The sequence below is a fragment of the Dyadobacter koreensis genome (genome assembly GCF_900108855.1).
In the GTDB taxonomy this organism is placed as follows: domain Bacteria; phylum Bacteroidota; class Bacteroidia; order Cytophagales; family Spirosomataceae; genus Dyadobacter; species Dyadobacter koreensis.
This window is the reverse complement of the sequence record NZ_FNXY01000013.1, coordinates 34,910-51,808: the sequence shown is the minus strand read 5'-3', so window position 1 is coordinate 51,808 and position 16,899 is coordinate 34,910. Positions and strand designations below refer to the sequence as shown.

The following is a 16,899-nucleotide window of genomic DNA, read 5'->3' as shown; positions in this document are numbered from 1 at the left end:
CAACTTCACACAGCGGCAAGCCCTCTGGATCGAAACACGATAATTGGATACAAGCCAATTGGCCATTTCCTTCTTATACGGCGGCTTCACAATTTTTTTTTAATAACGTCCTGAAGCATCTGCTTGTCCAAACTCAGATCCGCCACCAATTTTTTTAGCTGTATATTTTCCTCCTCTAACTGCCGTAATTTTCTGAGCTCAGTAACTCCAAGCCCGCCGTACTTCTTTTTCCAGGCAAAAAATGTTGCCTGTGATACACCCATCTGCCGACAGATGTCTTCAACCCGCGTTCCTGACTCAGATTGTCTGAGTGCATAAGCGATCTGGACTTCGGTAAATTTCGATTTTTTCATAGTAACAAATTACGTTTTTGATCTGTATTTGCCACCAAAAATCTCTAGTTTTAAACTGTCTCGTTTGCCGGGGGGAGGTCAATTAGTCACAGATCCCAAAGCAAGACAAAAAAACCAGAGAATTCGTAATTTCAAAATTGCAGCTTACGTACCCAAACTTGTTAACAAAAAATATCGAGTTATTATTTGATTGACCCTATGCCACCATTTCTCCCTGTACACTACTTATCAAAAATAAATTAATTTGAGTTTAAAACCTCGGTTGCTGACTTTAAAACCATACTTGCCTTATCCACAATCTGTTAGATTTATTCACGAAATTAGCAAATAAGCCATCCAAGCATTTGTCCAAAGACTATTTAACCGAAAAATTTTAAAGTTATTATACAAATATAAACAAAAGTGAGCTCTACTAACATATTACAGCTTCAAAGAACGCTATTCGCTGTTGGCGCTTCCTGCACGCTTTAATTTTGCAAAAACGCTTCCCGATTTACAGCAAATCTCCATTTCGTTTCCTGCCATTAAAAAACAGGTATTCATTCGTCAGCCTTAAAAATCAAATCTGCTCAGTGTTAAATGTCTTACCTGCCTTCTTGATATACTCCTTAGGGCTTATACCAAACTCTTCCCGAAAACACTTTGAAAAATAAGAAAGATTGGAAAATCCGACATCATACATCACCTCTGAAACATTACCCTCCTTGTTTTCTAAAAGCAGCGAAGCTTTCTTAATCCGGTACTTTTTAATAATTTCATTAGCCGAAAACTGCGTCAGTGATTTAAGTTTTCTGGACAAATGCGCCGAGCTCATACCCACCTCAGAGGCCAGTATTTCTACATTAAATTCAGGATCAGCGATATGAGCCTCCACGCTGCTCATGACTCTTTTCACAAACTTTTCATCCACATTCTCTTTCCCATCTTCACCCGTCGGTGTCACGATCAGCTTATGCTGAAAATAAGCTGCCAGCTCCTGTTTTCTTTGCAGAAGATTGTCGATCTGTGCATCCAGCAAATCTATCTCAAACGGTTTGGTGATGTACGCATCGGCTCCTGTTCTGATCCCTTCAATTTTCTGAGAGGTCAGACTTCTTGCGGTCAGTAATATCACAGCCGTCCGGCTGGTTTTAGGATTCGCTTTGATCATTTTACAAAACGTCAGACCATCCATCACGGGCATCATCACGTCCGAAATAATTACATCAGGCAGATACCTGACAGCCATTTTCAGACCTTCTTCTCCCTCGCCTGCGATCACAAAACGGTATTTCCTATGGAGTGTCAATCGGATAAAATCAATCATATCCGGATTGTCTTCTACGATCAGCAGAAGTGGCTTATCCAATCCGGAATTCGTTATTTCCAGTTCTTTTGGGTGGATCGGGGCAGCCTGGAACATCGGGTAAGCGCCAGTATCATTTATTTCCCCAACCATTTGCTCAGCATTGCCTTTTGGCAACCAAACTGTGAAGACACTTCCTTTTCCCGGTACGCTTTCAAGGTTTATTTCGCCTCCATGCATTTTCACATATTCCAGTGTAAGAGCCAGTCCGATACCTGAACCCATTTCCCTTTTTCTTGACTCGGCAGTTTGATAAAAACGCTCGAAAATACGCTTCTGATCTTCTGCTGAAATACCTGTTCCAGTGTCGAAAACGTGGATTTTCACAGCATGGTCAGCAGGCTGAGCGGTATTTATGATTTCAACATCTAGTGAAATAGTACCTCCTTTTGGTGTAAATTTAAACGCATTTGAAAGCAGGTTCAATACCATTGTCTCCACCTTTTCTGCATCCGCAAATATCTCAAATTGTGCTGTGCTGCTTGCGAATGTATAACAGACCTCATGCCTTGCTGCCTTGTCTGCAAAATGAGAATACAGCTCCCGCAACAAGCCGACAATTTCAACCTTGGATGTGTTCAGATGTAATTTATCATCCTGCATTTTCTTAAAATCCAGTACCTGGTTCACCACCCGCAGCAATCGGTGCGAATTCTTTTCAGCCAGCGAGATAAGTTTAAAATTAGCATCATCCAATTTCCCGTTTTTCATAATCTGGTGAATCGGGGGGAGTATCAGACTGATAGGCGTGCGCAGTTCGTGGGAAATATTCGTAAAAAATTGTTCCTTGGTCTGCTCGATTTCCTCAGCATGCGCTATTTCCAGTCGGCTTATTTTCAGTTCATTTTCCAATTTAATTCTGGCTGAATATATTTTAAAAGCAAAATAAACTCCGGCGGCTGTTAACAGCGCATACAATGCCAGGAAACCTTTGCTCAAATAAAATGGGGGATTAATGGTGATCCGGGTTGCGCTGGTTTCGTGGCTCCATATTCCGTTATTGTTCGTACCTCGTATTTTGAATGTGTATATTCCGGGCGAAAGATTAGAATAGACGGCAAAATTCTTGTTGCCTGAAGTAGTGATCCAGTTTTCGTCAGCACCTTCCAGCTTGTAGGAATACGTATTTACTTCGGGCTGCCAAAAGTGCAATGCAGCAAATTGCAGTTCAAGCGTTCGCTGGCTGTAATCAAGCTCAATCCGTGGTGTGAAGGAAACAGCGCTGTCCAGGATCACCCGGTTATTGACTTTTTCACCAATTTCGATCAGCTTGTTATTTAATAATAAACCGGTGAGAACAACCTTTGGCTGATAACCATTTGCAATCGCTTTATCAGGCGAAAACGAGATGTACCCATTATCTCCACCAAAAAACAGTTCGCCTGAGACTGACTGCGCAACGCAGCCTGCATAAAAACTTTTGAGCGGCAGGTTTTTATTCAAAGGATAGAATTCGACCTGCTGACTCGCAGGTTTAAATTTTTCGAGGGCAGCATTGGTAGCAACCCAGATGTTTCCATTCCGATCCTCAATGATAGAAGACCTGGCCGTGTTATGATTTTGAATCGGGTGGAAAGATGATTGGTTGGAAGCTGGATTATATGATACCAGGCCATTCTCTGTCGCAGCCCAAATAATACCGCTTTTGGCCATAAAGAAGCTGTTGACCGTTTTACGATCAGCGATCCGGGCAAATGAAATAATCCTTTTCTTGATACGTGTTTTCAGATCTAACCTGAAAAGCTCATCAAATTCAATCAGCCAGAGCGATTCTTTTCCGTAAACAAACTTTTCCGTTTCTACTTTCGAGATCAGCTCAAATTGAACGTCCTTAATTACCTTTAAGCTATTGGTGGCCCGAAAAATACCACCCTCCCAGGTTCCTACCAGCAGTGTCCCGTCCGGTGTTTCTACAAAGTTATTAATGTAATTGGAAGAAAGCCCGTTGCTCTTGTTTGCTGTAACAGACTGCATAAATTGCTTTTTGTCATCCCAAACATTAATCCCTGCAACGGTACCAATCCAGATTCGGCCGTCACGGTCCTCATGCAGAACCGTTACATTGTTGATCAGAATCCGGCTTTGAGAAGGAGAATCAATATTAAAATTTCGACTTTGTCCGGTCCTGGGATCAAAACGGATCACTCCATGTAATGTGCCGATCCAGTAAACACCATCCTTACTCACCAGAAAAGACTTTACCTGATTTCCGATTGTTTGCCCTCCAACCTGCTGGGTTACATGGTGATACTGGTATAGATTATCCAGCTGATTTACCTTGCTGATCCCGTTAGAGGTAACTAGCCAGAGCACACCAGCCTGATCTTCAAATATTTGCCAGATGACATTGTTAGCTACGGAATAAGGTGATTGCGGGTTGTGAAAATAGCGCTGGTTGCTGTTCGTATTCGGATCATAGATATTAAGTCCAAAATCAGTTCCAAGCCAGACCTTGTGATCTTTGCCGGAGTAAATAGTTTTGACTACGTCGTTGCTCAGTCTAACCTGATCACTTTTATTTTCACTTTTCCCGGTTATCGTGTTGAAGCGGCAAAGGCCGGTATCCGTCCCGACCCAGATCATAGAATCATTATCTGCAATAGCTTTGATATCACAAATCAGATTATTTTTAAAATCCGGTGTACTTTTTCTTTTCAGATTAAAGACTGTAAAAGTCCGGGTTACCGGATCCAGCCTATTAAGCCCATTGTATGTGCCTACCCAAAGTGTTCCTCTTTTGTCCTGAAATATTGAACGAACCGTGCTGTGGCTGAGACCGCTGTTTTTTGGTGTTAGAGTGATGAAAGAACTGTTCATTCGGTTGTATTTAATCAGGCCCGTCATCGTACCGATCCACAGATTACCTCCGCGGTCTTTTGAAATGCACCGTATGTTTGTGTTACTTCCCGTGTAAACCCGTGTTACTTTAAAACTAACCGTATTAATCTTGCACAATCCATTGACGGTACCTATCCACAGATCGTCTCCGTCAGCATAGATGGTTTGTACGCCATTGCTGGGAATGGAATGTACCGAGGTCGCTTTTTTGAAAACCCTGAAATCATATCCGTCATACCGGGCCAGACCGTCTCCTGTAGCGATCCAAATGAAGTTTCTTTGATCCTGAGCAACGCCATTTATCAGGTTGGTCGGCAAACCTTCACGAATGGAAAGCGTGCTGAAAAATCTTTCCTGCGCCTGCGAATGCAAGCAAGTCAGAACTAAATAAAAAACAATTACCCACTTCGCGCAAATCTTACCGTCCCGAAACATTCCTTTTGAAGTAAAAACTGACTTTTTAAACAAAAAATATAATAAATACCAGACAAATGTCGGAAAATTATCGCTTTTCATCAGATTATTTCTTATCCAATCTGCATACTAAAACTACCTTGCAACCACAAATTTTAATGTTTAATATAAACTTAATCCATCTATTTTATGAAAATAAAATTACTGCTTTTGCAGATTTTTCTGATGGCTATCTGTACAACAGTGTCAGCACAGCAGACGGTCATAAAAGGAAAAGTGACAGACAATGCCGGCGGCGGCCTGCCCGGCGTAAACGTGGTTTTAAAGGGAAACACGAATGGAACCTCGACAGACCAAAATGGTGATTACTCCCTAACCCTTTCAAATGCAGTTGCCGGCGATCAGATTTTGGTGTTTTCTTTTATAGGATATGTTAAACAGGAAATAGCGATCGCTAACCGGAATGTTATAGATATTAAATTACAGCCGGATACGCAGAATTTGGATGAGGTAGTGGTTGTAGGTTACGGTACTACTGCGAAAAAAAACTTAACCACAGCAATTTCCAAGGTAGATCCCGCCAAAATTCCGACATCGGCTAATAATAATATTTCCGAACTATTATTTGGCCGCGCGGCAGGTTTGCAGGTGACACAGCAAAGTTCACAGCCGGGTGGAAATATCTCAGTTTCAATTCGTGGGAAAGGAAATCCCTTGCTAGTCATCGACGGCGTGGTATATCCGGGAAATAGTATGGAGCCCAGCAACGGTTCAGTGGAAATTCAAGGCGTTAACCGCGGTGGACTGGCGGGCTTGAACCCGAATGACATTGAATCCATTGAATTTCTGAAAGATGCAAGTGCGGCCATTTATGGTGTATCGGCGGCCAATGGCGTAATGATCATTACAACAAAAAAAGGGAAAGCGGGAAGGATGAGTGTAAGCTACGACGGCAGCCGTTCTTTTTCAAGAAATATGCCTTATCTGAAGCCATTGAATGCGTCGGACTACATGCTCTATTTCAATCAGTTGAACAAAGACAAATACCAGTCGGACCGGAATATGACGCCATTTGGACCGGTGGCTGCTGATCTGAGCGGCTACACGCAGAAATTCACCGATGAACAAATACGGAACGCGGGAGAAGGAACGGACTGGCTGGGACAGGTTTTACGGCCGGGAAGCATTGATAATCATAATATAAGCGTCAATGGCGGCACTGAAAAAGCGACTTACTTTTTTTCCGGCAACTATTTCAATCAGGTAGGATCAATGAAAAAGTCCGATCTGACGCGGTTTTCGGGCAGGCTGAATGTATCGTTTGTTTTGAGCAAAATATTCAGACTTAATGTAAATGCGAACGCCAACCGGAATGCCTACTCCAATCCGCAGGCGGGCTGGCAAACGGGCGGTTCGGGCACGCAGGGCTTCAATGCATTACAGGCAGCCCTGGCCTATCCGTCATCCGTTCCCGTGTACAATGCCAACGGCACATACAGCCAGTTCGCTCAGACTGGTAATCCGGTTTCCCTGTTGGATATCAAGGATAAAACAAAATCACAGGGCTTGCTGGCCAATACCTCGCTTGATATCGACATTATCCCGAATACGCTGACCGCCAAATTATTATACGGAAACAACAGTGAATATTCGATTCGCGACTTTTACATTCCGGTAACAGTTTTCTGGGGGCAACTCTACAAAGCAAGAGCTTCACTAGCTGAAACACGCAGACAGAACCAGACGATGGAAGCGACCATGTCGTACAAAAAATCATTCGGCGACTGGCTTAATCTGGATGTAGTTACCGGCGTGGGTCAATATCTCGAAGATTTTTCAGGTTTCAGTGTAGAAACTTCGGATATGCAGGATGCGATCAATACCGACAACCTCGCCTCTGCTACGGGCCCTAAAATAATCGGATCTTACAGAGGCGTTAACAAGTTGCGCTCATTTTTTGTCCGCAGTAATTTCGACTTCCTGGATCGCTACCTGCTCTCGCTGACCGTGCGCCGCGATGGTGCTGATAAGTTTTTCCCCGACAATAAATATCAATACTTCCCCTCAGTATCTGCGGGCTGGAAGATTAATAATGAGGCATTTATGCAAGGAATTCAGACGATCAGCACATTGAAGCTACGTGCCAGTTACGGTATGACAGGCGAACGGCCGGGCAGCGTTGCGTATGGTGCTTATGGCGCTGATCCGAATGCCGTGACATTCAACAACGGCTCGGTGGTATACTTCCCTTATCGTCTCACCGCATTTGACAATCCAAACCTGCGCTGGCCGATTACGAAAACATTCAATGCCGGTCTGGATTTTGGTTTGTTTAAGGAGCGTATAACGGGTTCTGTCGATGTTTTTACTGAAAACCGTACCCGACTGCTTAGCAGTGCGACCACCCAGCAATTGTCTATCATTTCGACTTCTCCGATCAATGGCGGGCATCAGCGGCGCAAGGGTTTTGAATTCAGCATCAATACTGAAAATATCAAAACCAAGGATTTTAGCTGGAATACCACATTGAATGTAACGCATTTCAAAAACCGTTGGGTTACACGTTTCCCGAACGATCCTCCGGCTCAGTATGGCAATGTAAACGATCCTGTCGGTGGCGATATTATTTATGTGTATCAAACAAACGGCATCCTGCAGGCAGGACAGGAAGTGCCTGCATGGCAACCCACAACCGCAAGGAAACCTGGAAATCCGATTTTTGTGGATAATAACGGCGATGGAAAACTGGATTTCAACGATGTAAAAAGCTACTCGGGAATTCCCAAAGCGATCGTCGGATTTGGTAACAATTTCACTTACGGCAAGTTTGACCTGAGCGTATTCTTTTACGGACAGTACGGTGCCTGGGGGAATGATTTCACCACGCTGTGGGGTGACCCGGTAAGTTTGCTGTCCAGCAACCAAAGTGGTACCGAGCGGATCAAAGATGCATGGAGCACGTCAAATCCTACGGGTACTTTACCTGGCGCGGCATACAATGAAGGTGCAATCGCATTGGACGCCGGCCTCGACACGCGGCTTGTAAAAAGAGACTTCCTTCGCTGCCGGAACATTACGCTGGGTTACACCATCAATTCCGGTGGCCTGACCAAATACGTTAAAAGCCTTCGTGTTTTCGCTGATGTACAAAATGCGTTTATACTGACTGGCTTTAAAGGCGTTGATCCGGAGATTCAGGCGAGCTCTATCAAGGGCGGCCCGGCTCCTTATCCGATGGTAAGAACCGTATCCCTTGGTTTGAGAGCTAATTTTTAACATTCCGATATTCAGAATTATATGAAAAAGATATTTATTGCCGGTATACTGGCTGCCAGCTTATCCATTACCAGCTGCGAGAAAAATTTCGATCCGGTGATCACCGGCGTACTCTCCCCCGCCAACTTTCCAAAAACGGAGGCAGATTTTAAACTTTACGCTTTGCAGGCCTACAAACCCTTCGGTTCCAAATGGGGGTACAGCGATGTAGCGTACCAGAACATGTTTTTTAGTCCGGAATATGGTCACCTGGCCATATTTGATCTCCCAACGGATCAGATGAATGTATTTACCGAATGGGGCGGACTCTGGGAATTTTTTAGCAAAGGAGATTTTACATTTCTCAGAACGCAGGGCAAGCAAAGCCATTTTGAAAAAGTGCGTTACGTAACCCGGATGACACAGGTTATTTCTGATATTGAAAAAGCAACAATCAGCGATGCCGCAAAAAACAGGTTCATCGCCGAGGCCAGAATGGGCCGTGCCTGGACAATGTACTACCTGCTTCATATGTACGGCCCGGTCCCTGTTATATTTGATGCGGCAAAAATTAACACCGATGCCGAAAGTGAACTGACCCGTCCATCAAGAGAGACTTATGTATCGCTTATTGCCGCTGATCTTAATTTTGCGGCTGCAAATCTGGAATTAAGTCCGTCGGAATATGGCAGGTTCAACAAAGGCTTGGCACTGGGTATGCTGACTCGTTTATATCTTAATGAAAAAAATTGGGCGGAGGCCGAAAAAGCGGCGCGGGCAACAATTGCATTAGGTAAGTACAGCCTGGTGTCCGATTATGCCGGCTTGTTCCGCGAATCGACGGAAGTGAATACGGAAACAATCTGGGCTGTCAACTGCGATCCGATTGCACCCACGAACGGCGAAGGTGGCGGCAATTTTAATGCAATGGCACTGTATTGTCTTCCAAACGATTTCAAAAGTATCAAACTTGGAGGTGGCTGGGCTAATCCGAGCGGCGTATTTTGTCCTACCTGGGCATTTTATGATACGTTTGATGCGGCTGACAAACGCAGAAACCTGTTGGTTGCAACTTATACAGACAAAACAGGAAAAGAGCGAAACCGCACCAATATGCGGGGCCCGGTTTTGAGAAAATATCCTGACGAGTCGTCTCCGGGTGCTGATGTACAGGGAAATGACATGCCGGTATTAAGGTATGCCGATGTATTGCTGATGCTGGCTGAGGCGATCAACCAGGTATCAGGTCCGACGGCAGAAGCAATTGCGCTTGTCAATGAAGTAAGAACCAAACACGGTGGGGTCGCTGCATTATCTGCCACGGCTACGGCTTCGAAAGCTGCTTTCAACGACGCCATTCTTCAGGAAAGAGGATTTGAATTTTATTTTGAAGGTATCCGTAAGATCGACCTGGTTCGTCATGGAAAATGGGCTTCGGCCCTGGAAGCAGCCGGGAAAGTCAACCACGGCCCATCTGAGCTTTTTCCTATACCACAATATGTGATTAACGTCGGTGCAGGGAAAATTGAACAGACGAAAGGGTATTGAAGAGCGTGGTCATTTGTTGTCATGTTTGGTCAGGAATTGTCAGGTATAATTTTCGGCATGAGTTATGCTAAATAAAAGTATGTTAGTCATTTGTAGTCAGGAATTGTCAAGTGTTGTTTCTAGCACGAATGACAAACCCTGAAAACAAATGACCATACCTGACTAACCCTGACAAAAACTGACAACAAATGACCACACCTGACCACAAATGACTAATCCTAAACACTTAACTTTTCCATAAACATGAAGCTTGCCATTACCTTTCTGGTATTCATTTTTTTTGTTACACCAGTCGCTTATTCTCAAAAGTCGAATGATGTGTATGTTGATAAAGATGGCGTGATGCGCTGGGGTAACACGAAGGAGGAAGTAAAAGGGTTTGGGGTCAATTACACCGTTCCCTTTGCATATGCCTACCGCGTGGCGAAGCAATTGAATGTATCTCCGGAAAAGGCTATTGATGATGATGTTTACCACTTTTCCAGGCTGGGTTTCGACCTTTACCGCGTTCACGTCTGGGACACAGAAATCAGCGATACGCTGGGTAACCTGCTTGTAAATGAGCATTTAAAACTGCTGGATTATGCATTAAAAAAAATGAAAGACCGCGGTATCAAGTTTGTGCTGACGCCCATCGCCTACTGGGGAAACGGCTGGCCGGAAAAGGATGAAAAAACGCCGGGATTTTCAAGAAAATATGGCAAAGCAGCTTGTCTGACAAATCCGGATGCCATTAAGGCACAACAAAATTACCTGTATCAGTTCCTGAATCATGTCAATCCTTACACCGGCATTGCCTACAAAAACGAACCGGACCTGATTGCCTTTGAAATTAGTAACGAGCCGCAGCATGGCGGAAAAGCCAGCGACGTAACAGCATTTATCAACGGAATGGTAAGCTCCATGCGGAAGACCGGCTGTAAAAAACCGGTTTTTTATAACATCAGCCACAGCATCCATCTCGCACAGGGTTATTTTGATGCTGACATTCAGGGCGGTACATTTCAATGGTATCCCACAGGTTTGCAGGCTAAACACGAAATAATGGGAAATTTGCTGCCAAACGTGGATGACTACAAAATTCCATTCGCCGCCAATCCGAGGTTTAAACAAATGGCGAAGATCGTTTATGAATTCGATGCTGCGGATGTAGGGCGGTCTTACATATACCCCGCCATGGCGCGCAGTTTCAGGACAGCCGGTATGCAGCTCGCCACGCATTTTGCCTATGACCCAACATTCTTCGCCTATGCCAATACAGAATATGACACGCATTACATGAATTTGATTTACACGCCCCAGAAAGCGTTAAGCCTTAAAATCGCATCGGAAGTTTTTCACAATATTCCGCTTTATAAAGACTTCGGCAAATTCCCCGCAGATACATCTTTCGGTAATTTCAGGGTCAGTTACGGGCAGGATCTGGCAGAAATGGTTACGAAGGAAAAATTTATTTATACCAATCATACCGCAACTATTCCTTCAAACCCGGGAGCTTTGGAACATATCAGTGGTTCGGGAAATTCATCGGTTGTAAAATATGAAGGGACAGGCGCTTACTTCCTGGATAAACTTGATAATGGTGTCTGGCGACTGGAAGTTTTACCTGACGCGATCTGGGTGCAGGATCCTTTTGGCTATAATAGTCTTGATAAAGTTCTGGCCGTTGTCAACTGGCGTCAATGGCCCATGTCTGTGCGTCTACCGGATTTAGGAGATGATTTTGAGATCAGACCATTGAATAAGGGAAATGATACCAAAAGTTTCAAGACAAAAAATCAGACTTTCAACATTACACCAGGCGCTTATCTGTTGGTAAAAAAAGGTGTTTCGGGTAAAATGACTGCGAGCAGCAAATGGAAGAATATTACATTGAATGAATTCGTGGCCCCCGCTACGACACTAAAAAAAACGTACGTACTTAATTCTCCGCTAAAAGAGATTTCGGCTGGCGAAGATGTGCGTGTCAAAGTGCAGATCGTTTCCCTGAAACAGCCGGAAGCTGCCCACATGAAGCTATTTGTTAAAGGTGAAAAGCCTGTGGATCTGGCGCTGGAGCACACTGGTGGTTATTCTTACTCGGGAACGATCCCGCCGGAATTTTTAAAAGGCGATGCAGTAAAATACTGCATTTTAGTAAAAGAGAACGGAGTAGAAAAATCGTATCCATCCGAGCAAGAAAATACGAAGGATCTGAACAATGAACAGGAGAATCTGTTCGAAATACGTATTCTGCCAAAATCTTCACCAGTAACCTTATTCAGTGCGGCAGCGGATCATGAGCAGTTGCTAAGACCTTATCTGAAAACCTCACGGCTGAATACAATACCAGAAATGGGAACTTCTGAATTGGGCATACAACCCGAAAAAGCGGAAGACTACGCAATGCGATACAATTTTAAAAACAACATCGCGGGACGCACATCGGATATACCAACCAAAACAAAGCTGGTCTTTCACGGCCGCGCACTTAATGAGAAGCCTTGCACCATTCAGCTTGCTTTAATCGGTAAGGATGGTTCCGTATATGGCGCAACATTGAATGTAAAACCGGAAAGCAGTGCGTATGCTGTGTTGCTGGAAGATCTTAAAAAAGTTGATTTCATCAGCCTCCCGCGCCCGTACCCTGGATTTCTACCCTACTCTTTAAACACCACCCCGGAGCCCGGTAAGCTTGATTTAATGAACATAGAGACTTTGCAGATTGTCATTTTCCCAACGCAAACCGCTGATCAGAATCAAAAGCTGCTTGCTGGTATTGCGATTCGAAGTGTAACATTGGAATGACTCAACGTGTTAGAAAACATTGCGTTCAATATATTTTACACTTTGGAGTGATAGGATCCATCTCATCGCCTTGAAAAAACGATTCATGAAACAAATCTTCTTAAAGCGTATTACAATTCACATTCTCATTGCGATGTGCCTGCCACTTGTCGCAAGCGCAGCACAGTTTGAATTGATAACGGCGAAAGACAAAGTCACGATTTACTATCAAAAAGGGGAATCCAAACTTGATTCCATAACCGCCCATTTACTTGCCTCAGACATTGAGCTCGCCAGCGGGTATCAACCCAAAGTTCTCACTGATATTTCAAATGCCAAAGGCAATATCATTATCATCGGAAGGGCTGAATCAGCGCTGGTTAAGAATTTTGGAAACAAAGCTTCCGATCCCGAGATTAAAGGAAAGTGGGAATCTTATTCGCTGCGGTTTTTATCGAAACCGTCGGCGAACATCGCCAATGCACTGATAATTGCCGGAAGTGATGCCCGCGGAACGGCGTACGGCGTTTTTTCCGTGTCAGAAAAAATTGGTGTGACGCCTTGGTACTGGTGGGCCGATGCACGGCCGAAAATGCAGAAATCTCTCGTCATAGATGGTCTTAATTTTACCTCTAAAACGCCATCAGTAAAATTCAGAGGTGTTTTTATCAATGACGAAGATTGGGGGTTACAGCCATGGGCTGCAAAAACCTTTGAACCCGAGACAAAAGACATAGGTCCGAAGACTTATGCGAAGGTTTTCGAGCTGCTTCTGCGCCTGAAAGCCAATCTGATCTGGCCTGCGATGCATCCGAGCACAAATGCTTTTTACCATTATCCCGGCAATATCAAGGTAGCGGAAGACTATCAGATCGTAGTTGGTTCTTCACATGCGGAACCGATGCTCAGAAATAACGTGAGCGAGTGGAATCAAAAAGAAATGGGGCGCTTTAATTACCTGACAAATAAGAAAAAAGTAGACGAATACTGGGAATCCCGCATTAAAGAAAGTAGTAAGATCAATGGCATTTACACGACCGGAATGCGCGGAATCCATGACGGCGCGATGGAAGGTGTAAAAACTATGGAGGAAACAGCGCCTCTGATGGACACCATCATCCGGGCCCAGCGGAATATGCTTAAAAAATATGTGAATGAGGACATTACCAAGATTCCGCAGGTATTTACACCTTATAAAGAGGTACTTGAAATATATGATGCAGGCCTTAAAGTGCCTGACGACATTACGCTGGTGTGGCCTGATGACAATTACGGGTACATTCAACGGCTGAGTAATGCTCAGGAGAATAAGCGATCAGGTGGTTCCGTTGTTTATTACCATGCTTCCTATTGGGGCAGGCCTCACGACTATTTATGGCTTAACACCACACATCCCGCGCACATGCGTGAGGAAATGACAAAGGCTTTTGCCATGAATGCGAAGCAGCTCTGGGTTCTGAATGTGGGTGATATCAAGCCTGCTGAGTACGCCACGCAGCTTTTTCTGGATATGGCTTATGACATCGAGCCATTCGAAAAGTCAGCTTTTTCAATGACGCATTTGCAGAATTGGTTATCAACGATTTTTGGGGATAAGCAGTCAGCATCAGCAGCAAAAGCGCTTTGGAAGTACTATGACCTTGCTTTCGAGCGTAAGCCGGAATACATGGGTTGGAGCCAGACGGAACCTACTACCGGAATTAAATTCACTGCCTATAATCATTTGTTTTACAATGATCAGGCGCAGCTGAGAATGGACGCCTATGACCAGCTGCTGGCACAGGTAAAGGACATCGGGACAAATATTGCAGCCAGAGACAAGGATGCTTTTTACGAGCTGGTGGAATACCCTGTAAAAGGTGCGGCGTGGATAAACAAGAAATTTCTTTTCCGCGACAAGGCATACATTTATGCCAAACAAGGAAGACTAAGCGCTGCGCATTATGCTTCGCTGTCAGGCGGGACTCAAGAGAAAATTGCCGCAGAAACCCTTTATTATAACACAAAGCTTGCCAATGGCAAATGGAATGGGATGATGGACATGTTTCCCCGTAAGCTTCCTGTATTCAATGTACCGGACTTTAATTTACCTCAAAAGAGGGATCTGCCCGCTTTTTGTGCAGTTCCGGAAGGATACAATCAAGCTGATTCTACGACTGATCCCGAACCGGCCCGTGCAACGATACTTCCTGAATTTAACAAACGGAACAAGCAAAAATATTTTATCGACGTTTTCCTGACACAAAAAATAAAAAGAACATTCATGGTCAATGTGTCTGAAAAATGGATAAGCGTAAGCATTAGTCAGGGTGCCCTGACACCAGACGGGCTTAACAGCCAGCAGCGCATTTGGGTAGAAATTGACTGGAACAAAGCACCGGTACAAGAGTCTTTGAAAGGGACTATCATTGTTGAAAGCGGTGATGATCGATATACCTTTGCTGTTACAGCCAACAACGCCCGTGTGAAGGAGCTAGAAAATTTCAAAGGACATATAGAGGCTGCCTATTACCTATCCATTCCGGCTGCGGACTACACTGCGGTAAAAAACATCAAATCGCGGCACTGGAATGTCATTGAAGGATTGGGTTCCCACGGCCGATCGCTGGAAGCATTACCGCTGGTTGAAGAAGCCGGAGAAGGCGATTTGGATACGCTTAAAGTGAAAAATTATCCTGTTGTCGAATACGATTTTTATACTTTCAGCCAGTCGCCGGCAAACATTACCGTCAGCACGTTACCTACCTATCCGATCAACAAAAACTTTGAACTGCGCTACGGTGTAAGCATTGATGACGGTCCTGCAACAATTTTCAATTTCAGAACTGTTGGACGAAGTGATGAGTGGAAAAAGAATGTACTGAGCAATTCGGCGCAACGTACTTTTAAGGTACCGGACCTGAAAGCGGGCAAACACAAGCTGCAAATTTACATGGTCGATCCTGGCGTGATACTCACGCATATATTCATTGATTTGGGTGTGGCGCAGCCATTCTACGGATCACTTTCGTTAAAGGATGTAAATGCAATGATGAAACCTGATGGCGTTCCCAAAAAGATCAAATAAAAACCACTGGTAAATACTTTTAAAAGTTCATTTTCAGCCTCTTATTTGAAAACAGGCTCGTCACCTGCTTGAAGAAGCTATGATAGCGTAGCGCATTTCTGGGCGCCAACTGCTACCATACTGTCTTTTGCTTACGACATAACGAGTAAGCAAGGGCTAAAGGTGTCTGATGTAATCAGCCAGAATGCTGTTGGCATCGGTACAGCGGACACTACTGGCAGATTTTGTTCATTAGTGAACGTTTTGAAATTTCAAATGCATCATTCCAGCGTTAAAACGCAGCTTTATCATATTGGCAAAATATTTTTACTACTTTAATGACATCCGGATTTAGTCTGGAAATTATCAATGCCAGACAGTGGTCAGCCTTGAATTCAGGCGTCACTAATGAAACAGATTCAAAACAATTTTGCCAAATAAACTACAATGAACAGTAAATTTTACCCCAACTTATTACTTTGGTTATCGTTAATAATTTCGCCCAAAATGGCGTTTTCTCAATCAACTGATTTTACGCTTAAAGATATAAAATTTAAAAGTCAGGGTATCACTCTTTCAGGCTCAGTTTTAATCCCTGAAAATCCGCTGGCGGCAGTTGTAATTGTGCACGGGTCTGACCCGGTAAAAAGAGAGATGCAGTTCGCAAAACGTCTTGCCAAAGAAGGTATTGCTGTGTTGACATATGACAAGCGTGGAGTTGGAGAGTCGGAAGGTGTGTACGTTGGACCGTCTGTTGGTACCAATAATATTGACACCACTAATCTCAATTTATTATCTCGCGATGCCAATGCTGCCGTAAACGCATTTGGGACTTATTTAAAAAATAAAAAAATATCAATTGGATTAATCGGTTTCAGTCAGGCGGGATGGATCATTCCAATTGCTGCGCGTAATAATCCAAAAATAGGGTTTATGGTTTTATTTAGTTGCCCTACAATTACAACCTTGGAACAACTCAGATTTCAATTTTACACAAATGGAAATAATAGTTTTTGGGAAAATCATACAGATTCAGATGCTCGTGAGCATACTAAAAATGACCCAAATAAGTATCAATTTGTACCGACTGACCCAAAAATATCTCTGCATACTCTTTCAATTCCCGGACTTTGGCTATTTGGAGAAAAGGATATACAGATTCCCGTGAAGTTGTGCATAGAGGAGTTAAACACACTCAAAGCTCAGGGTAAACCCTACGAGTATACGCTATTTCCAGCTTTGGGACACAATACTGTATCTGCCAGTAATACAACACCATTCGATATTTCAGTTCAATGGATAAAACAAAAAACTTTTATTATTAAAAAATGACT

6 protein-coding genes and 1 pseudogene are annotated in these 16,899 nt (G+C 43.8%); 5 read left to right on the top strand and 2 right to left on the bottom strand.

Annotation, left to right across the window (positions count from 1 at the left end):
* Window positions 1-353, bottom strand: a pseudogene (locus BMY70_RS30405) (transposase); the annotation flags it as partial.
* Window positions 354-912: 559 nt separating this feature from the next.
* Window positions 913-5,052: a hybrid sensor histidine kinase/response regulator transcription factor gene (locus BMY70_RS30400; protein ID WP_090342467.1), complete on the bottom strand. Its 4,140-nt coding sequence runs from the start codon at window positions 5,050-5,052 to the stop codon at window positions 913-915.
* An 87-nt stretch (window positions 5,053-5,139) separates the two neighbouring features.
* Between BMY70_RS30400 and BMY70_RS30395 the strand changes: the two genes are divergently transcribed.
* The 5 genes from BMY70_RS30395 (at window position 5,140) to BMY70_RS30375 (ending at window position 16,897) form a co-directional block, all read left to right on the top strand.
* On the top strand, window positions 5,140-8,226 hold the full coding sequence (locus BMY70_RS30395) for a SusC/RagA family TonB-linked outer membrane protein (RefSeq protein ID WP_229209836.1): 3,087 nt from the start codon (window positions 5,140-5,142) through the stop codon (window positions 8,224-8,226).
* A 21-nt stretch (window positions 8,227-8,247) separates the two neighbouring features.
* Window positions 8,248-9,753 (top strand): RagB/SusD family nutrient uptake outer membrane protein, encoded by a 1,506-nt coding sequence (locus tag BMY70_RS30390; RefSeq protein ID WP_090342464.1) that lies wholly within the window; start codon window positions 8,248-8,250, stop codon window positions 9,751-9,753.
* A 243-nt stretch (window positions 9,754-9,996) separates the two neighbouring features.
* Window positions 9,997-12,540 (top strand): hypothetical protein, encoded by a 2,544-nt coding sequence (locus BMY70_RS30385; protein WP_090342462.1) that lies wholly within the window; start codon window positions 9,997-9,999, stop codon window positions 12,538-12,540.
* An 85-nt stretch (window positions 12,541-12,625) separates the two neighbouring features.
* On the top strand, window positions 12,626-15,586 hold the full coding sequence (locus BMY70_RS30380; protein WP_090342458.1) for a glycosyl hydrolase 115 family protein: 2,961 nt from the start codon (window positions 12,626-12,628) through the stop codon (window positions 15,584-15,586).
* Window positions 15,587-16,012: 426 nt separating this feature from the next.
* Window positions 16,013-16,897 (top strand): alpha/beta hydrolase family protein, encoded by an 885-nt coding sequence (locus tag BMY70_RS30375; RefSeq protein ID WP_090342454.1) that lies wholly within the window; start codon window positions 16,013-16,015, stop codon window positions 16,895-16,897.
* Window positions 16,898-16,899: the final 2 nt, after the last annotated feature.